This is a genomic window from Kocuria sp. CNJ-770 (assembly GCF_001942375.1).
Classification (GTDB): domain Bacteria; phylum Actinomycetota; class Actinomycetes; order Actinomycetales; family Micrococcaceae; genus Kocuria; species Kocuria oceani.
Genome location: NZ_MKJW01000087.1, coordinates 17,108 through 34,725 on the forward strand (window position 1 = coordinate 17,108; position 17,618 = coordinate 34,725).

Sequence of the window (17,618 nt, forward strand, 5' to 3'; positions counted from 1 at the left end):
CCGGCCCGGCGCCGGGCCGGCGCCGGGGGGCCCGGGCGGGAATCCGCCGGTGCGGCACGACAAAAGCCCGTGACCGGGAAGGGTCACGGGCTTTTCGCCGTAGCGGTGGACGGGCTCGATCCGTCGACCTCACGATTATGAGTCGTGCGCTCTAACCAGCTGAGCTACACCGCCAGGTAGATGGGAAACCGTGGCGCACGGCCTGGTGGCCGTGCCCACGGGATCTCATCACGAGAGCCCCGACCGGGAATCGATCCCGGGACCTCCATCTTACCAAGATGGCGCTCTACCACTGAGCTATCGGGGCAACGACGAAGACTCTACCAGCACGTTTCGGCAAAACAAAAATCGCCGCAGGCCCCCGCCGGGCGCTCGGCCGGCAGCTGCTTCCCCGGCCCGCGGCCCCCTACGGGGGTGGTCCCGCACCGTCCTCCGGCGGCGCCGGGGAGCCCTGCGGCGGGGCGCGGAACGTGCCGGGGCCCACGCCGCCGCCGTCGTCCCGGCCGGGACCGGGCGGCGCGGGCCGGACCGGCAGGGGCAGCTGCGCCGGCGGTGCGGGGTCGACCGGCACGGACAGGGACGACGGCGTGGGGGTGCCGCCGACGGAGACGCCGTCCCGCACGACCTCCGTCCCGTCCGGACCGCTGAGCACGTGCCACAGCAGCAGCACCGTCCCTCCGACGAGCCCGAGCGACACCGCCGCCCGGAGCGCCCGTGTCCCGCCCCGTGCCGGGGACCCGGGCGGGACGGGGTCGGGCACCGGAGGCCGCCGTCAGGCGTTCAGCCCGGCGAGCACGAGCTCGGAGCTGTCCTCGGGGCACGGCCCGGGCAGCAGGCACGCGGCGAGGGCGGGCGCCACGCGCAGCCCGTCGAGGGCGAGGTGCCCGCGCGGCCGCACCGTGCCGACCACGCGGTGCAGCCATCCGCCGAGCGCGGCGCCGGTCAGGGAGTCCGGGGTCAGGACGTCGACCGCGCCGTGCCCTGGAAAGCCCGGGCCCGGGCCAGCTGCTCCGGCCCGGCGCCTGCCTGGGGCACCACGAGCGCGGGGGCGTCCGTGCCGAGGATCTCCGCGACCGGGCCGTAGCCGCCCGAGGACACGACGGCGGCCGCGTCCGCGACCTCGGCGAGCGCGTCCGGCAGGCCGGGCAGGCCGGTCAGGCCGGTCAGGCCGGTCAGGACGAGCGTGCCGGGCACGGCGGCCGCGCGCACCCGGTCGGCGTGCTCCGCGGGCATCCCCGGCCCGGTGACCAGCACGTGGCGGTGACCGTGCGGGACCCGGGTGCGGGCAGCCGCGAGAGCCAGCCGGGAGCCCTCGGGCCCGGTGCCCGCCAGGGTCAGGACGTGGGGCGCGCCGCCGCCGGCGGTGCGCCGTCCGGGGGCGGCGCCCGCCGTCAGGTAGCCGGTGCAGCGGACCAGGCCGGCGAGCGCGGCGGGGATCTCGCCGGTGGACAGGGGGTCGTGCACGGCGGGGTCGCCGTAGACCCAGATCTGGTCGTACGCCTCCTGCAGCAGGCCGACGTCCTCGGGGGCGACCCACTCGGGGCCGCGGCCCAGGACTCGCCGAGCACCTCCGGCAGGCCCAGGACGACGACCGTTCCGGGAGAGCCGGCGCGCAGCCTCAGCAGCGGCTCCAGCAGCTCCCGGTCCGGTCCCCAGGGCCGGCCGTCCACCACGACCAGGTGCGGGCGGACGTCGGTGAGCACGGCGTCCACCATCTCGGAGCGCACGCGCGCGGCGGACACGGCCGGCCCGTCGGGGACGCGCCCGTCGGCGTCCTGCCCGCCCCCGGGCAGGACCACCTGGTCGAACCCCTCGGGCCAGGCGCCGGAGGCGGCGACGTCGGCACCGGTCAGCAGCACGCCCGCCGCCCGGCGCCCGGTCAGCACCGGCAGCTGCCGGGCGAGGGCCCCGGCCAGTGCCAGGTTCCGCCGGGCGTGGCCCTGTCCCCCGCGGTCGTGCGAGTACAGCACCAGCCGCAGGTCGTCGTCGCGCATCGCGTCCTCCTCGCGGAGGCCCGGACGGTCCGGCGTGGTTCCTCCGCCGTCGAGTGTGGTCCCCGGACATGACGGGGACATGAGGCGTCGATGAGAGGGCTTTCATCGACGGCCCCGGTGCGGCCCGGGCGGCCCCGGGCCCGCTCAGAGGAGGGCCAGGCGGTAACCGGCCCCGCGCACGGTCACGATGCGCTCCGCGCCGAGCTTGGTGCGCAGGTGCCGGACGTAGACGTCGACCACGTTGGACGATCCGGCGAAGTCGTAGCCCCAGACCTTGGTCAGCAGCTGGTCGCGGGTGAGCACCCGGCCCGGGTTCTCGAGGAAGGCCCGGGCCATGGCGAACTCACGGGCGGAGAGCTCGATCTCCCGGCCCTCGACCACCGCGCACCGCGTGTCCAGGTCCAGGGCCAGGCCCCCGTAGCTCAGCCGCTCCGGGGCGGGCCGGTCCGCGGGACGGTCCCGCAGCCGGGCCCGGACGCGGGCGAGCAGCTCCTGGAAGCGGAACGGTTTGGCGAGGTAGTCGTCGGCCCCCCGGTCCAGGCCCGCCACCGTGTCCGCCACGGAGTCGCGGGCCGTGCACATGATCACCGGCAACGAGCTGCCCATGGCGCGCAGCGCCGAGAGCACGGTGAACCCGTCCATGCCGGGCAGGCCGACGTCGAGGACGAGCAGGTCGAACTCCCCCGTGCTGGCGTAGTCGAGGGCGCTGCGCCCGTCCTCCACCACGGTGGTGGTGTAGCCGGCGGCGCGCAGGCCCTTCTGGACGAAGCGGGAGATCCGTTCCTCGTCCTCGGCGATGAGGATGCTCACCACCGGGTGCCCCTAGGCCCTGAGGCCGGTTCGCGCCGGCGGGGAGGTGTCCGCGGAGGGGGCGCCCGTGGAGGAGCCCCCGGCGGGGGCCGCAGGGGCGGCAGGGGCGGCGGGCCGGGAGTCGGGCAGCCGGAGGGTGAAGGTGGCTCCCTGCCCGGGGCTCGAGCGCAGGGTCACGGTCCCGCCGTGGCCCTGGGCGATGGCCGCGACGATGGCGAGGCCGAGCCCGGAGCCCTCCACGGTGCGCCCGGACTCGGCGCGGCCGAAGCGCTCGAAGATCCGCTGCTGGTCCTCCGGCGCCACGCCCACGCCGGTGTCCCGGACCCACACCTCGAGATGCCGCCCCGGTGTGCCGGTGCCGGGGCCGGCCGGTTCCGGCGCCCAGGCCGCTCCGAGGGCCACGGACTCCCCCGGGCCGGTGAACTTGACCGCGTTGGCCGCGAGCTGGACCACGGCCTGGGTCAGCCGCTGCCCGTCGGCCAGGATCCGCCCCTCGGCCCGGGACTCCAGGATCCACCGCCGGTCGCCCAGTGCGCGCAGCCGCTCGAGGGTCCGCTCCAGCCACACGGGCACGTCGAGGGTGCCGGGGCGGATGAAGTCCGTCCGCTGGGCCGTGGCCAGCAGGAGCAGGTCCTCCACGAGCCGGTTCATCCGCTCGATCTCGTCCAGCAGGAGCGCCCGGGTCTCCTCCACGTCCGCCGGGTCCTGCTCGTCCATCAGCTCGAGGTTGCCGTGCAGGATCGTCAGCGGGGTGCGCAGCTCGTGGGCGGCGTCGTCGAGGAACTGGCGCTGCTGGACGAAGGCCGCCTCGATCCGGTCGAGCATGCCGTTGAAGTTCTCGGCGAGCCGGCCCACGTCCGAGTCGTTCTGCGCCACGGGCACGCGCTGTCCGAGGTCGTCGGGGCTGATCTGCGCGGTGGCCCGGCGCAGCCGGGTGATCGGGGCGGTGACCCGCCCGACCAGGACGTAGGCCACCAGGCCGGTGACGCCCACGGTGAGGGCGGAGACGCCGAGGTAGCGCCACAGCGAGTCGAGGATGATCGCCCGCTGGGCCCCCATGTCGACGCCCACCACGAGGTAGCCCTGGCGGGGGTCCGCGTCGAGGAGCACCGAGATGACGCCCAGGCGCAGCTGCCGCCCGTTCTGCTCGACGTCGAAGACCACGGTCTGCCCCGGGAGGGCGTGGTCGGCAACCGCGGCGAGCGTGCCGGGGTCGTCGAGCTCGAACCGGGACCGGTCCGCGTGCTCGAAGACCGGCTCCCCGTCGATCACCGCCAGCACGCTCTCGTACTGGCCCGGGACCGTGGTGGTCATGAAGGAGTAGAAGAGCCGGCGGAGGTCGGTGAACCGTTCCTCGGAGCGGGCGTCCAGGTCGTCGGAGAGGGGCGCCCCCGGTCGCAGGGGGCCGCGCTCGGCCAGCCTCTGCAGCTCCCCGGCCTCCTGGACCAGCTCGCGCTGCACCGACTCGTCGAGGTCCACGAGCCGCAGGTAGTGGGTCAGGCCGCCCACCGCGAGCAGCGCCACGGTCAGGACGGCCAGGGTCGTGGCGAGCACCCTGGTGCGGACGGAACGCAGCTCCGTCCGCAGCCTCCCCCAGCGCGCGACCGCCATGCGCGGAAGTCTAGCCCCGGGAGCTGGGAAGAGGGTGGGCCGTCCGGCCCACCCTCACCCGGCGGCACCGGGGTGCCGCCGTCCGGCTCAGTAGTTCTTGTGGCGCGGCTTGCGGTGCGGCCGGTCGCCGTCGCGCTCCCCGGCCGAGTACCCGGCTTGCGCCCCTGGTAGCTGCCGCGGGACTCCCCGCCCCGGGGGCCGCCGCGGCGGGGGCGGTCCTGGTAGGAGGAGGTGCTCCGCGGCCGGGCCCGGCCGCCGGCGCCCGGGCCGCGGTCGGCCTCGAGCTGGATGAGCTCGCCGTTGATGCGGGTGCGGGAGAGCCGGTCCAGGGTGGAGGCGGACAGGTTCTCGGGCAGGCCCACGAGGGTGTGCGTGGAGCGGATGTCGATCGCCCCGATCTGCTCGCCGCTCAGGCCGCCCTCGTTGGTGAGCGCGCCCACCACGGAGCCCGGGGACACGCGGTGGCGGTGGCCCACGGCCAGCCGGTACGTGGCCATGCCCTTCTCGGTGCGCGGCTCGCGCCGCGGCCGGTCGTCGCCGTCGCGGCCCGGGCGCTCGCGGTCCCGGCTGCGCTGCGGCGGCTCGGGCAGCTCCTCCACGAAGAAGGGCCGCCCGTCCTGGGCCATCACGGCGATCGCGGCGGCGATCTCCACGGCGTCGACGTCGTGCTCGGCCTGGTACTGCTCGACGAGCTCGCGGAACTGGCCGAGGTCCTCGGACTCCATGGTGTCAGTGATCTGCTGGGCGAACTTGTCCTTGCGGGTGCGGTTGACGTCCTCGGTGGAGGGCATGCGCATGAGCTCCACCGGCTGGCGGGTGGCCTTCTCGATGGCCCGCAGCAGGTACTTCTCCCGCGGGGTCATGAACAGGATCGCCTCGCCGGAGCGCCCGGCGCGGCCGGTGCGGCCGATCCGGTGCACGTAGGACTCGGTGTCGTGGGGGATGTCGTAGTTGACCACGAGGGAGATGCGCTCGACGTCGAGGCCGCGGGCGGCGACGTCCGTGGCCACGAGGATGTCGATCTTGCCCTCGCGCAGGGCTTCCACGGTGCGCTCGCGCATGTTCTGCGGGATGTCGCCGTTGATGGCGGCGGCGGCGTAGCCGCGGGCCTTGAGCCGGTCGGCGACCTCCTCGGTGGCGGCCTTGGTGCGCACGAAGACGATGACGCCGTCGTAGTCCCCGACCTCGAGGATGCGGGTCATGGCCTCCATCTTGTGCGAGCCCATGACCTGCAGGTAGCGCTGCCGGGTGTTGGTGCCCGTGGTGGTCTTGCCCTTGACCGCGATCTCCTGCGGGTCGCGCAGGTACTGCTTGGCGATCTTGCGGATGGCCGGGGGCATGGTCGCGGAGAACAGCGCGACCTGCTTCTCGACCGGCGTCTGGGACAGGATCTCCTCGACGTCCTCCGCGAAGCCCATCCGCAGCATCTCGTCGGCCTCGTCGAGGACCACGTACTGCAGGTGGGACAGGTCCAGGGAGCCCTTCTTGAGGTGGTCGATCACGCGGCCGGGCGTGCCGACGACCACCTGGGCGCCGCGGCGCAGACCGGCCAGCTGCGGGCCGTAGGGGGAGCCGCCGTAGACCGGCAGGACGGTGAAGTCCTCGAGGTGGCCGGCGTAGGAGGAGAACGCCTCGCCGACCTGGAGGGCGAGCTCGCGGGTCGGGGCGAGCACGAGCACCTGGGTGTCGCGGGAGACGCCGTTGACGTCGGAGAGCTCGGCGAGCCGGGACAGGGCGGGCACCGCGAAGGCCGCGGTCTTGCCGGTGCCGGTCTGGGCGAGGCCCACGACGTCCTTGCCCGCCAGCAGCGCCGGGATGGTCGCGGCCTGGATGGGGGTGGGGTTCTCGTAGCCGACCTCGTCGAGGGTGGCGAGCACGCGGGGGTCGATGCCCAGCTCGGCGAAGGTGGTGGTGCGCTCCTCGGCGGTGCCGGGCGCGGTGGAGGTGTCGGTGGTCATGGGGCGGTGCCTCGTTCTGTGCGGGTGGCGGCCCGGGAGCGTTCCCAGGGGCGTCGGCCACGGTCGTGGTGTCCGGACGTCCCTGCCAACCACTTGGAGCCCGCGCGGGCGGGAGCGTCGGACTCGGCGCGGACGGGCCGCGGCCGAACACGATGCGCGTCATGGCATCGCGTTGCACGAGAAAGTGAGGGAGTGACCGGATTCGGTCCGACCACTCTATCGCACCCGGCGGCCCGTTCAGTCCCGGCGCCGCACGAGCACCAGGTGGTCCTCGTCACGCACCACCGTGTACTGGGACCCGTAGCGCTCCCGGGCGTAGCCGGCGACGTCCCCGGGCGGGCTCCCGCCCCACGTGGCGCCGAGCCGGTCGACCACCACGTACTCCGGGGCGGGGTCGCCCTCGGTGCCCAGCCAGTGCACCTCGGCGCGGGGGACGAGGTGGTGGATCAGCGTCAGGTCCGTGGCCACGCTCGCCCCACGGGGGACGGCGGCGAGGACCGCCTCCTTGGCGGGTGCGCGGGGGTCCGGCCGGTACGCGGCCGGGTCGGCGAGATCGGCCAGCGGCCGGCCGGGAAGCAGCAGCAGCGCCACCGCCAGGGCCAGGGCCGGTGCGGCGCGGGCGAGCCGGTGCAGCCGCCCGTGCCGCAGGCGCAGCACGGCGTCGAGCAGGGCGAGCAGGACCACGGGCATGAGCACCGCGCTGTAGTGCCACCCCGTGCCCCAGTAGCCGTGGTTCGGGGAGAGCATCCGCCACGCCAGCGTGGGCAGGGCCACGAGCGCCAGCGGCGAGCGCAGCGCGAGCACCACCCCGGTGGCCAGCAGCGCCAGCCAGGTCAGCGCCTTCTGCCCCGGCACCACGAGGGAGACCAGCGCCGCCACGGGGTCGGCCGCCGCGGCGGCGAGGTCCAGCCGGTCGGCGTAGGCGAACCGGCCGTCCGGGCTGAGCGCGGGCAGCACCACGGCGATCGCCAGGACGGAGCAGGCGAGCCCCCACACGGCGAGGCCCAGACCGAGCAGCACCGGGCCGCGGTCCCCGTCCGCCTCCCGGTGTGCCCGCCAGGCGAGCACGAGGCCGAGCACCGCCACGGTGACGCCGAGGTCCTCCTTGACGAGGGCGACGGGCGCGGCCCACAGCACGGCCGGCGTCCAGCGCCGCTCCACCAGGCAGCCCAGGGCGAGCACGAGCAGCGGGAGGGCGAAGGCGACCTCGTGGAACTGCACCGCCACGGCGGCCTGCAGCCCGAAGCTCAGCCCGTAGGCCAGCCCCAGGGCCGCACCCGGCGCCGGACCGAGACCGCGGACCGCGAAGCCGGTCAGCGCCGCGGCGGAGACGGCCACGAGCACGTCCTGGAGCACCAGCAGGGTCAGCGCGGAGGGGAACAGGGCGTAGAGCGGGCCCAGCAGGACGAGGATCGGGTGGAAGTGGTCGCCCAGCAGGTTGGCGCCGTGCCCCTTGAGGTGCACGACCGGCCCGTGCCCGCCCGCGTAGGACTTGGCCAGCTGGGTGAAGATCCCCAGGTCCCAGGACGGGACCTCCCAGCGGTGCCACTGCAGCAGGGACCACCACACGTACAGGACGAGCACCAGCGCCCCCACGCCCAGGGGCACCAGCCGCGCCCGCCCGGTGAGGGGTGCGGGCGGCGGGGCCGTAGCTGCGGGGCGCCGGAGCGCGGTGGCGGGCATGGCCTCCTCGGTGGCTGGGCGGCCCGCCCGGACCGGCGCGGCGCCGTCGGACAGGACTGCCATCATGGTCTCATGACCGCCACCGCTCCCCCGTCCGCCGGCCCCCGCCCGGCCCGGCCCGCGGACGCCGAGCTGGTGTGGGACCCCGAGGGCGCCCTGCACCTGGGGCAGACCCTCGGGGTGCTCTCGCGCGGGGCCGGCGATCCGCTGGTCCGGGTGACGGCGCCCGACTGCGTGTGGGTCACCGCCCGCACGGCGGCGGGACCCGTGGCGGCGCGGTTCTCCCGCGCCGGGGCGGGCCGGCCGCTGCAGCGGCCCGTGCTGGTGCGCGCCTGGGGTCCCGGGGCGGCGGAGTTCCTCGCGGAGGCCCCGCGGTGGGCCGGGGCGGAGGACTCCTGGGCGGAGTTCGAGGCCTCGGAGGCCTTCCGCGCCCTGCCGCACCGGCTGGCCGCGGCGCGTCACCACCACCCGGGCCTGCGGCTGCCCTCGACCGGGCGGCTGCTGGACCGGGCGGTGCTGTCGGTGCTGGAGCAGCGCGTGACCGTGCGCGAGGCCGTGACCGCGCACCGCCGGCTCGTCCGCCGCCACGGCGAGCCCCCTCCGGGGCCGGCCCCCGAGGGGATGCGCATCCCCCCCGGCCGCCGAGGCGTGGCGGTCGGTGCCCTCGTGGGAGTGGCACCGGGCCGGGGTCGACGGCGCGCGGGCCGCCACCGTCCGGCGCGTGGCCGAGCGGGCCCCGGCCCTGGAGCGCCTGGGCCGCGGCCCGCTGGACGCCGGCCTGCACCGGGCCCTGCGCTCGATCCCGGGCCTGGGCCCGTGGACGGCCGCGGAGATCCTTCAGTGCACGCACGGGGACCCCGACTCGGTCAGCGTCTTCGACTTCCACCTCGCGGACACCGTGTGCTGGTTCTTCGACCGCCGTCCCGGTGACGACCGGCGGATGCTCGAGCTGCTCGAGCCGTGGCGGGGAGACCGGCAGCGGGTCGTGCGCCTGCTGCGGGCCTCGGGCTTCCGCAAGCCCTCGTTCGCCCCGCGGCTGCACCCGGAGGACCACCGGCAGCGGTGACGCCCGGTGAGGACATCCTGTCCTTCCTGGCAGGACGGCGCCGCCGGGCGTTCAATGGAGCCATGACGACCGAACACGTGATCGAGGAGCCGCACGGCGCGGGCTACACCGAGCGGATGAACAAGCTGCGGGCCGGGGTGCTGGGCGCCAACGACGGCATCGTCTCGGTGGCCGCGGTCGTAGTGGGCGTGGCCGGCGCCACGACGAGCACCAGCGCGATCGTCCTGGCCGGGGGCGCCGCCCTGGTCGGCGGTGCCCTGTCCATGGCCCAGGGCGAGTACGTGTCCGTGTCCAGCCAGGCGGACTCCCACCGGGCCCTCATCGAGAAGGAGAAGCAGGAGCTGCTCGACATGCCCGAGGCCGAGCTCCGCGAGCTCGCCGAGATCTACCGGGCCAAGGGCCTGTCCGTCGGCACGGCCCGGCAGGTGGCGCAGGAGCTCACCGAGCACGACGCCCTGGCCGCGCACCTGGACGCGGAGCTCAACATCGACCAGGAGGACATCGTCAGCCCGTGGGGCGCGGCGGTCGCCTCGGCGCTGTCCTTCCTCGTGGGGGCGATGCTGCCCATGCTGGCGATCCTCCTGCCGCCGGAGGCCTGGCGGATCCCGGTCACCTTCGTCGCCGTGCTCGCCGCCCTGGCCGTCACCGGCTGGCTGGGCGCCCAGCTCGGCGGCACGCCGCAGCGCGGCCGCGCGGTGGTGCGCGTGGTGGTCGGCGGGGCGCTGGCCCTGGTGGCCACCTTCGCGCTCGGCTCGCTGTTCGGCGTCGCCGGCGTCGTCGTGGGCGGGAGCGGAGCGACGCTCAGGCGTCGGTCGCGTCCTGGGACTGCTTGGCGACCTCCGCGCGGACCTCCTCCATGTCGAGGCCCTTGACGGCGTCGATCACCTGGTCGAGAGCGGAGGAGGGCAGCGCGCCGGGCTGGGAGAACACGAGGATGCCCTCGCGGAAGGCCATGAGCGTGGGGATCGAGGAGATCTGCGCCGAGGCGGCGAGCATCTGCTGGTCCTCGGTGTCGACCTTCCCGAAGACGATGTCCTCGTGCTTCTCGGAGGCGGCCTCGTAGGTGGGCGCGAACTGCTTGCACGGTCCGCACCACTCGGCCCACCAGTCGAGCAGGACGATGTCGTTCTCGGCGATGGTCTGGCCCAGGGTGTCCTGGGTGATGTCAACGGTAGCCATGGGATCCAGCGTAGGGGCCGGGCCACCCGGGCGGCACCGGATTTCACTCGTGGCTCAAGACGGGCCCGCGCTGCTCCTACACTGGGGGCCACGAGCGGGACGGGCGGAGGCGCACCATGGCATTCGAGATCGGCATCTTCTCCCTCGGCGAGGTCGTCCAGGACCCCGTCACCGGCGCCCGGCCCGACACCCGGCAGCGGCTCGGGGACATGATCGAGCAGGCCGAGGCCGCCGAGCGCGCCGGCCTGACGGTCATGGGCGTCGGGGAGAACCACGGCACGGACGTGGTGGCTGCCTCACCGGTGGTGCTGCTGTCCGCGATCGCCGGCCGCACCAGCCTGCTGCGCCTCACCACCGCCGTGTCCGTGCTCGCCGCCGGCAACCCCGTGCAGATCTACGAGCAGATCGCGATGCTGGACAACATCTCGGGCGGGCGCGCCGAGATGGTCGTGGGCCGCGGCGCGTCCGCACGCGTGCTGCGCGCCCTGGGGCTGGAGGACGCGGACCACGACGCCCTGTTCGAGCAGAAGCTCCTCCAGCTGCTGGAGCTGCTGGAGACGAACCCCTCGACCTTCGACGGCCGGCTCGCCGGCCGGGAGGCCGAGCTCGACCTCCAGCCGCGCCCGCTGCAGGCGCGGCTCCCGGTGTGGGTGGGCTCCTCCGGGACCCTGCACTCGGTGATCCGCGCGGGGGTGCTGGGCCTTCCCCTGGCCCTGCTGCGCACGCACGGGCTCCTCGCCGAGGCGCTCCCGGCCGTGGCGGCCTACCGCCAGGCCCTCGAGGAGTCCGGCCGGGACCCGGACACCCCGGTGGGCCTCAACGTCCCCGGGTTCGTCGCCCGCACCGCCGAGCAGGCGCGTGAGCTCAGCTATCCCTACTTCGCGGCGGGGGCCCGCAGCCACGGCCCCGTCCTCGCGCGCGATCCTCGGTGGACCCGCGAGGAGTACGACCGGCAGTGCGCCCCGGACGGCTCCCTCGTGGTGGGGGACGTGGACGAGGTCGTCGCGAAGATCGTGGCCCAGCAGCAGGCGCTGGGCCACGAGCGGCTGCTGCTGCGGATGGACGCGGGCGGCGTTCCCCACCACCTGGCGCTCGAGGCGATCACGCTGCTCGGCACCGAGGTGGTGCCCCGGGTGCGAGCCGCGCTGTGCTGAGCGCCCCGGCTGTCCTCAGGTCTGCCCCGACGGCACCGGCGAGGCCGTGAGCACGACGTTCTTGCCCCACAGGTCCTCGGTGTAGCAGCTGACGACGACCAGCCGGTCCGGCACGATCCGCCAGATGTCGCTGTCCTTGAGGGTGTTCTTGTCGTGGGTCACCACGGAGTCCACCCTGTACTCGAGGGTCCCGTTCTCCGTCTCCAGCTCGATCTCGCTCCCCACGAGGCCGGGGTCGCTCAGCCGGTTGAACGGGGCGTCACGGCCCTCCCAGCTGTGCCCCGTGATGTACGTGGTGTTCTCCGAGCCCTCCCCCGGCATGCCGTACGGGGTGAGCCAGTAGCCGTCCAGGGTGTCCGGGGGGACCAGCATCTCGGTGGCCAGCTCCTGCTCGCTGGGGGCCAGGGGCAGCACCGCCACGTCGAGCCGGGCGTCGTCGACCCGCAGCCGGACGGGCGCAGCGGCCTCCGGGCGGGAGTCGCCCGGCTCCTGCGCGGCCACGGCGGTCGGACCCGGGGTGGGCGCCGCGGTGGCGGACGCGGCGGGAGCCGGTGGGACGGGCTCCGGCGGGGCCGCGCCGAGCGGGTCCGTCAGCAGCACCGTGGACAGGACCGCCACGGCGCCGAGGCCCCCGGCCGCGGCCGCCCAGCGCGCCCCGGACCTGCGGCGCGGTGCCTGTTGCTGCGTGGGGTCCATGCGGGAGGCCTCCGTGCTCGGGTCGGCAGACGACTGCGCCCTGGTGCCGCGCGAGCGCGGCACCAGGGCGTCTCAGCCTAGCGGGATCAGGCGCGGGCGCGGCGCATCCGGAAGGCCACGGCCCCGGCGACGGCCGCGACGGAGGCCAGCAGCGCGGCGAGCACGCCGGCACCGGGTCCGGTCTCCTCGGCCGTCTGCATGTTGATGCCCTGGTTCACGCCGGAGGCAGAGTCGCCCTCGGCGCCGGTCCAGTCGGCGGTGTCGTCCGAGCCGGTCCAGTCGTCGGCGCCGGTGAACAGCGGGCCGCAGTTCCCCTGGAACAGGGCGACGAGCGCGGCCCCGTCCTCCATGAACACCTCGCCCTGGGCCCGCGCCTCGCGGGCGGTGGACTCGAAGTTCGCCGCCGCGCTGGAGGAGGCCGCGTAGGCCGCGTCGATCGCCGGGTCCTCGGTGGCGTCCGCGTACCCCTGCTGAAGCCCGAGGATGGCGTTCCACGCACCCTGGGCGCGCTCGATGGTGTCGTCGTTCACGATGGCATCCTCCAGCACCGCCTGCTGGGCCTGGAGCTGCGCCAGGACGTCCTGGTCGGCCACGAGGGAGTTGAAGTGCACGCTCGTGTCGTGGAGGTGGTCTGCGGCCGTGACCAGGTTGCTCACGGTGGCGCTCATCTCGGGAGCGGCGCAGGTGTCGGCGTGGGCCGCCGGAGCACCCAGGAACAGGCCGCCCGCCAGGACCGCGGCCGACGAACCGGCGGCCACCCACTTCTTCACAGCAGTCATATCGGTACGTCTCCTCAAATCGTTCAGGACCCCGGGCCTGCCCCTGGGGTACCAGCGCGCGGCACAGTTCTCCTTGCGTCCCGGGGTCGTGCACCGGCGGGATCGCGGCAGGGTTCGTCGTGCTGCTGGTTCATCCGGTGCGGGGGGTCCCTGCGCCCAGCTCGGGAGGTGCTGGCACGCGGCCGGATGATGCTGTCGGTTCAAGCTACAAGGATTTGCATCTTTTTAGCAATTGTTAATGGCGCATCGGCGCGGCGGCTCCGCCGCCTGATCCCCTCTTCGGGGGGCGCCGCCCGCGGGACGGCGGGGACGACGTGCCTGCAGCGCCGGGACGGTGGCACCCCGGTGGCCGGCCTTCCCGGCGACCACTCGGGTGCGGAACCGGTCCTGCTCGTCCCGGCGGCGAGGGACCGCCGCGGGCCCTCGCCGCCGGGAGGACCTCGGAGCCGGCGCGCGCCGCGGTGACGCACTCGGCGGCGACCGGGCCGTCAGCACCCCGACACGAAAAAGCACCCCGGACCTGTGGTCCGGGGTGCTTCCGATGTCCTGAGACATCTCCCTGTGGCAGATGAGGGATTCGAACCCCCGTAGGCAATGCCAGCTGATTTACAGTCAGCCCCCTTTGGCCGCTCGGGTAATCTGCCGGGGTGCGGCCCCCGCGTGCGGGAGCAGTTCAACAGTACAGAAGATCGGGCGGTATGCGAAATTGCCCGGACCACGCCCGGCGGGCTCAGGACACGATGCGGTGGTGGACCTGCAGGAGGAAGCGCTCGGCCTGCTGGGTGGTGATCTCCCCGTGGGTGACGGCCTCCGCGAGGTCCTCGGCGATCCCGGCCAGCCGCTCCGCGGCCTCGGGTCCGATCGCCGCCGGGGCCGTGGCGACCGCGCTCCCCGCAGCGGCGGCGGTCGCGTCGGCCGCGGCGGGGCCGATCCCGATGCCCATCAGCAGGGCGGCCGCCAGCGCGGTGGCCGCGACGGCGGTCCCGCGCAGGCTCCGAGCCGCACCGGGCACCACGTCGTCGGGGTCCTGGGAGGTGCTCATGCCGCCATCCTCGAAGGCCGACCTGGACGGATCCTTGGGTTCGGATCACGAAACGGTGACGGGGACCGCCCGTTAGACTGGCGCCCAGTCCGGCGGGACGCACGTGGCCCGCCCCACAGCTCACAGTCCGGGAGGCACAATGGCCAGCGAATCCTCGTTCGACGTCGTCAGCAAGGTGGACAAGCAGGAGGTGTCCAACGCCCTGAACCAGGCGCAGAAGGAGATCGCCCAGCGCTACGACTTCAAGGGCGTGGGGGCGGAGATCGACTTCTCCGGCGAGAAGATCCTCATGAAGGCCAACTCGGAGGAGCGGGTCACCGCGGTGCTCGACGTCTTCCAGTCGAAGCTCGTCAAGCGCGGCATCTCCCTGAAGTCCCTCGACGCCGGAGAGCCCTTCGCCTCCGGCAAGGAGTACCGGATCGAGGCCTCCGTCAAGGAGGGCATCGCCCAGGACCAGGCGAAGAAGATCACCAAGCTCATCCGCGACGAGGGCCCCAAGGGTGTGAAGGCCACCATCCAGGGCGACGAGCTGCGGGTGTCCTCCAAGTCCCGCGACGACCTGCAGGACGTGATCGCCCTGCTCAAGGGCTCGGACCTCGAGGTCGACCTGCAGTTCATCAACTACCGCTGATATGCCCCGTTGGGCCTAATCAGCGCGGCGTGACTCCCCGGGAGTCCGCACAGAGTCCGCAGGAGACTCGAAAACCTGCCCCATGAGGCCGGCAGCGGCGCGACGAGTAGTGTCCTCCGCTGTCGGCCACATGTGGCTGTAGGTGCCGAGAGTGATGGCCGCCGACGAGTGCCCCAAGGCCCTCTGCACAGTCACCACATCGGCTCCCGCGGCGATCAGACCGGACGCGTAGAAGTGGCGCAGGTTGTGGAGTACGAAGTCCGCTCCTGCCGCGGTCATCGCCTTCCGCCACCAGTACCCCACCGCGGCACGGTCCGGTGGGTTGCCGTTCGGGCCGCGGAACAACCACTCCTCGTCCCCGATGACGCCCCGTCCAACGTGGGCCGCGATCATGTTCACCAGCTCCTCGGGCAGGAACACGTCTCGCTCCGACCCGTACTTGGGCGCCCGAACCTCAACCTCGCCGGCCTTGGCTCGTTGCACCTGCCGCCCGACGTGCAGGGTCCGCCGAAGGAAGTCAACGTCTCCGAGCTGCACCCCAGCCGCCTCCCCCAGGCGGAGCCCCGCGAAGGCGCACAGGGCGAACAACAGGGCGTAGTGCTCATCCGCGGCCTCGAGTACACGCCGCACCTCCACCGGGGTCGGAATCACCATGGCGTGAGCCCGCTTCCGAGTGGCCGGCAGCCGCACTCCCCTGGTGACGTCCTCGGCAAGGTGCCTGTCCGCCACAGCGGCCCGAACGACGATCTTCGAGTAGTTGAACCTCGTGCGCACCGTGGTCGGCGCCAGCGTGTCCGACATGGCCTTGACCCATGCCTCGACGTGGGACCGGCGCAGCCTCCCGAATGGGACATCAGCGAACGTACATGACTTGATCGCGGTGTCCGCCGCGGCCCTTGTGCTCGTGGTCCATACCTGCCAGTCTGCGAACTCCAGGTAGTAGCTCGCCAGCGTCTCCCTATCGTGCGTGGGGTCCACATACCGCCCAGTGCGGACAGCCGTGGTCACGTCGTCCAACCACGCCTGTGCATCTACCTTGCGGGCGAAGTGCCGGGCGTGCTCCTTGCCGCCCTGATCCCGGTAACGGGCCCGCCAGGACCCGTTGTCACGCTTCTTGATGGACGCCACTAGAGCAACCGCCGCTCGGGGGTGCCTTCTAAGCTCTTGGGCCGCAAACGCCGGCCTAGACGAGGCGGGACGGTGATGTACTCAGCCATGCCGTCGTTGATCATCTGATCAGAACCAAGAATGGCGTCCTGACTGCGCTCCTTTTCACGAGCAGCAATTTCCACGGGATCCGCCCGCAGGTCGCCATCGAGTAGGGCAAGCTCATCCTCGCTTAGCGATGACCGGATACGGCGAAGGTAGCCCTGGGCAGCGATGAACTTTCGCGTAGCTCTCTGTATCTCCTGACGCGCGTCCGTCAAAGCCGTCTGACCGGCCCTAAAGTCACGCTCGAGACGCGCTGCTTCCTCGTCCGCGATCAGCGACTGCACGTCGGTACCCAAAATCTCCGCGAGCACGGCGCCTTCCGTCAACTTCAGGGAACGCTCTCCCTTCTCGACTGAAGACACGGTGCCCTGGGTCCATTTGAAGCCCCGATTCGTCATGCGCTCTGCGATGTCGCGTTGGGGTACGGCGCCTCGGAGGACGGCCACAACTTCGCCGATCTCTTGATCTGATTTCGTCATGCTCCGAGGGTAGCGGAAAATCCAGTTGCCTGTCATCGGTTTTGTATGTACAGTGAAAAACACGATGAAAGTTCATCGGGAAACTCGATGGAAGAGGAAACATGGCAGAACGACTGCTGTACGTCGATGAGTTCGCGGCAATGATCCGCCGCACTCCCGACGCCGTCCGATACATGATCCAAATCGGCACCGCACCCAAGTCAGCCAAGGTCGGTGGCCGGCGGATGTTTCGGGAGTCCGACGTGAACGCCTGGATCGAGGCCGCGTTCGACACCCCAGACGCAGCCTGACCCACCCTCCCCCTCAACACCCCACGAGAAAGGCACCCCCATGCCTCCGATCACCGCCCCCACCCCTGATGCCGCCACCACGACGAACACCGACGAGCCCGACGTCGTCCTCCACAGGATGGACCGGGTCGACATCCTCAACGCCCAGGTTTACGGCATTCCCGCTGTCGCAATCTGTGGCTTCAAGTTCGTGCCTCAGTCCGGTTCGGCACCCTCCGCCGGATCCGGGGACGGCAAGACCGTTCTCTGCGAGAGCTGCGACATCTTGTGGAAGTGCGGGTTTACACCGCCCCGGGCAACCACTGACCCCCACCTCCAGCAATGACCATCTCGACAGGAGACACCCCCATGTCCACCAACAAGAACACCCCCAGCCCCGCCTCTGCCCCGTCATGGGCCGACAACGAGTTCCCGCAGCCGGACGGCACGACCCTGTTCACCAGTGACCCGCGCGCCGACCGCCGGGAAGGGAAGTACCAACTCGACACGGAGCTGTTCTGGTCCACGGATGCCCCGGCAGTGAAGACGCACATCGTCATCACCCCGCATCTGGACGAGCTCGAGCTGGACGCGGCGGGAATCGACGCGTTGATCGGGGATCTTCGGGCCCTGGCAACCAGGCTCCGCGACGCCGACGAGAAAGCCGAGCTTCGCCCCATCGAGATGGGCATTCACGTGGAAAAGGATGAATCGGACTGCCTGGATTTCGAAGCCTCGGGCGGGGAGCCGATTGCAGTGTGCCACCAGGACGGGTGGCATCTGTTCATCTTGGGCGATGCAGAGGCGACCCTGCTGGGCGGACACGCTGGCATGACGGAAGAGCAAGTGCAGGTCCTGGGTCGGGAGGCGCTGTCGTCCAGGCGAGCTATCTGAGTTGCTTCCACAGCGGCCCCTGCCGCCGCTCCCCAGGCGGTGGGGGCTCTGCCCTGTTAGACACGAATGCCTGGCTGTGAAGTTTGTTGGAGATTCCCGTTGCGGACCGGCCTACGCGGTGCCTTTTCCGCTCGGTCAAGGCGCAGAGAGGCCTCAAAATA

At 72.8% G+C, this 17,618-nt stretch carries 21 protein-coding genes and 3 tRNA genes; 7 read left to right on the forward strand and 17 right to left on the reverse strand.

Translation table 11 applies throughout. The annotated features are described in order from the left end of the window. Positions 1-100 precede the first annotated feature (100 nt). From BJF77_RS07710 to BJF77_RS07745, 10 genes are all read right to left on the reverse strand, one after another. Positions 101-174, reverse strand: a tRNA-Met gene (locus BJF77_RS07710). Positions 175-235: 61 nt separating this feature from the next. Further along, a tRNA-Thr gene (locus BJF77_RS07715) sits at positions 236-307 on the reverse strand. Positions 308-406: 99 nt separating this feature from the next. Then, complete coding sequence (locus BJF77_RS07720) at positions 407-670, reverse strand: hypothetical protein (RefSeq protein WP_139318473.1); 264 nt, start codon at positions 668-670, stop codon at positions 407-409. A 102-nt stretch (positions 671-772) separates the two neighbouring features. Continuing rightward, positions 773-910 carry a hypothetical protein gene (locus BJF77_RS20485; protein ID WP_158041202.1) on the reverse strand — a complete coding sequence of 46 codons (138 nt, stop codon included), beginning with the start codon at positions 908-910 and terminating at the stop codon, positions 773-775. Positions 911-957: 47 nt separating this feature from the next. Next, entirely contained in the window at positions 958-1,464 is a 507-nt protein-coding gene (locus tag BJF77_RS19955) for a hypothetical protein (RefSeq protein WP_139318474.1), read from the reverse strand. After that, positions 1,392-1,994 (reverse strand): hypothetical protein, encoded by a 603-nt coding sequence (locus tag BJF77_RS19960; RefSeq protein WP_139318475.1) that lies wholly within the window; start codon positions 1,992-1,994, stop codon positions 1,392-1,394. Before BJF77_RS19960 ends, BJF77_RS19955 begins: the two co-directional genes overlap by 73 nt. A 144-nt stretch (positions 1,995-2,138) precedes the next feature. Continuing rightward, complete coding sequence (locus BJF77_RS07730) at positions 2,139-2,807, reverse strand: response regulator transcription factor (RefSeq protein ID WP_075871777.1); 669 nt, start codon at positions 2,805-2,807, stop codon at positions 2,139-2,141. A gap of 9 nt (positions 2,808-2,816) precedes the next feature. Further along, positions 2,817-4,415: a cell wall metabolism sensor histidine kinase WalK gene (locus BJF77_RS07735; protein WP_075871778.1), complete on the reverse strand. Its 1,599-nt coding sequence runs from the start codon at positions 4,413-4,415 to the stop codon at positions 2,817-2,819. Further along, the gene (locus tag BJF77_RS07740) at positions 4,331-6,373 is read right to left on the reverse strand and encodes a DEAD/DEAH box helicase (RefSeq protein ID WP_139318476.1); all 2,043 of its coding nucleotides are present in this window, start codon (positions 6,371-6,373) and stop codon (positions 4,331-4,333) included. The genes BJF77_RS07735 and BJF77_RS07740 overlap by 85 nt, the downstream gene beginning before the upstream one ends. 237 nt (positions 6,374-6,610) lie before the next feature. Beyond that, positions 6,611-8,122 carry a DUF2079 domain-containing protein gene (locus tag BJF77_RS07745; protein WP_255396179.1) on the reverse strand — a complete coding sequence of 504 codons (1,512 nt, stop codon included), beginning with the start codon at positions 8,120-8,122 and terminating at the stop codon, positions 6,611-6,613. A 592-nt stretch (positions 8,123-8,714) separates the two neighbouring features. On the opposite strand from BJF77_RS07745, the gene BJF77_RS22565 reads away from it, so the two are divergent. Continuing rightward, positions 8,715-9,122, forward strand: a complete 408-nt coding sequence (locus BJF77_RS22565) for a hypothetical protein (RefSeq protein ID WP_369821375.1) — start codon at positions 8,715-8,717, stop codon at positions 9,120-9,122. Positions 9,123-9,184: 62 nt separating this feature from the next. Further along, on the forward strand, positions 9,185-9,994 hold the full coding sequence (locus BJF77_RS07755) for a VIT family protein (protein WP_083665025.1): 810 nt from the start codon (positions 9,185-9,187) through the stop codon (positions 9,992-9,994). Here BJF77_RS07755 and BJF77_RS07760 read toward each other — a convergent pair. After that, positions 9,924-10,301 (reverse strand): co-chaperone YbbN, encoded by a 378-nt coding sequence (locus BJF77_RS07760; protein ID WP_075871779.1) that lies wholly within the window; start codon positions 10,299-10,301, stop codon positions 9,924-9,926. The two genes, BJF77_RS07755 and BJF77_RS07760, sit on opposite strands and share 71 nt — an antisense overlap. A 116-nt stretch (positions 10,302-10,417) precedes the next feature. Between BJF77_RS07760 and BJF77_RS07765 the strand changes: the two genes are divergently transcribed. Further along, positions 10,418-11,455, forward strand: a complete 1,038-nt coding sequence (locus BJF77_RS07765) for an LLM class flavin-dependent oxidoreductase (RefSeq protein ID WP_075871780.1) — start codon at positions 10,418-10,420, stop codon at positions 11,453-11,455. Positions 11,456-11,470: 15 nt separating this feature from the next. Here BJF77_RS07765 and BJF77_RS07770 read toward each other — a convergent pair whose 3' ends face one another. The 4 genes from BJF77_RS07770 to BJF77_RS20490 all read right to left on the reverse strand — a co-directional run bounded on the left by BJF77_RS07770 (position 11,471) and on the right by BJF77_RS20490 (position 13,972). After that, positions 11,471-12,151 (reverse strand): class F sortase, encoded by a 681-nt coding sequence (locus BJF77_RS07770; protein WP_075871781.1) that lies wholly within the window; start codon positions 12,149-12,151, stop codon positions 11,471-11,473. A gap of 86 nt (positions 12,152-12,237) precedes the next feature. Beyond that, on the reverse strand, positions 12,238-12,930 hold the full coding sequence (locus tag BJF77_RS07775) for a hypothetical protein (RefSeq protein ID WP_139318477.1): 693 nt from the start codon (positions 12,928-12,930) through the stop codon (positions 12,238-12,240). Positions 12,931-13,492: 562 nt separating this feature from the next. Continuing rightward, positions 13,493-13,574 (reverse strand) — tRNA-Tyr (locus BJF77_RS07780). A gap of 86 nt (positions 13,575-13,660) precedes the next feature. Beyond that, positions 13,661-13,972 carry a hypothetical protein gene (locus BJF77_RS20490; protein WP_075871783.1) on the reverse strand — a complete coding sequence of 104 codons (312 nt, stop codon included), beginning with the start codon at positions 13,970-13,972 and terminating at the stop codon, positions 13,661-13,663. Between the two features lie 139 nt (positions 13,973-14,111). On the opposite strand from BJF77_RS20490, the gene BJF77_RS07790 reads away from it, so the two are divergent. Then, positions 14,112-14,603 carry a YajQ family cyclic di-GMP-binding protein gene (locus tag BJF77_RS07790; protein WP_075871784.1) on the forward strand — a complete coding sequence of 164 codons (492 nt, stop codon included), beginning with the start codon at positions 14,112-14,114 and terminating at the stop codon, positions 14,601-14,603. A 15-nt stretch (positions 14,604-14,618) separates the two neighbouring features. Here BJF77_RS07790 and BJF77_RS07795 read toward each other — a convergent pair whose 3' ends face one another. Continuing rightward, positions 14,619-15,731, reverse strand: coding sequence for a site-specific integrase (locus BJF77_RS07795; protein WP_075871785.1), 1,113 nt, complete (start codon positions 15,729-15,731; stop codon positions 14,619-14,621). Further along, positions 15,731-16,294 (reverse strand): helix-turn-helix domain-containing protein, encoded by a 564-nt coding sequence (locus tag BJF77_RS07800; RefSeq protein WP_139318478.1) that lies wholly within the window; start codon positions 16,292-16,294, stop codon positions 15,731-15,733. Before BJF77_RS07800 ends, BJF77_RS07795 begins: the two co-directional genes overlap by 1 nt. A gap of 101 nt (positions 16,295-16,395) precedes the next feature. Between BJF77_RS07800 and BJF77_RS07805 the strand changes: the two genes are divergently transcribed. The 3 genes from BJF77_RS07805 to BJF77_RS07815 are packed head-to-tail and all read left to right on the forward strand — an operon-like array spanning position 16,396 to position 17,457. Further along, positions 16,396-16,584, forward strand: a complete 189-nt coding sequence (locus tag BJF77_RS07805; RefSeq protein ID WP_075871787.1) for an AlpA family transcriptional regulator — start codon at positions 16,396-16,398, stop codon at positions 16,582-16,584. Between the two features lie 40 nt (positions 16,585-16,624). Continuing rightward, on the forward strand, positions 16,625-16,909 hold the full coding sequence (locus BJF77_RS07810) for a hypothetical protein (protein WP_075871788.1): 285 nt from the start codon (positions 16,625-16,627) through the stop codon (positions 16,907-16,909). Between the two features lie 23 nt (positions 16,910-16,932). Beyond that, positions 16,933-17,457 (forward strand): hypothetical protein, encoded by a 525-nt coding sequence (locus tag BJF77_RS07815; RefSeq protein WP_075871789.1) that lies wholly within the window; start codon positions 16,933-16,935, stop codon positions 17,455-17,457. Positions 17,458-17,618 lie beyond the last annotated feature (161 nt).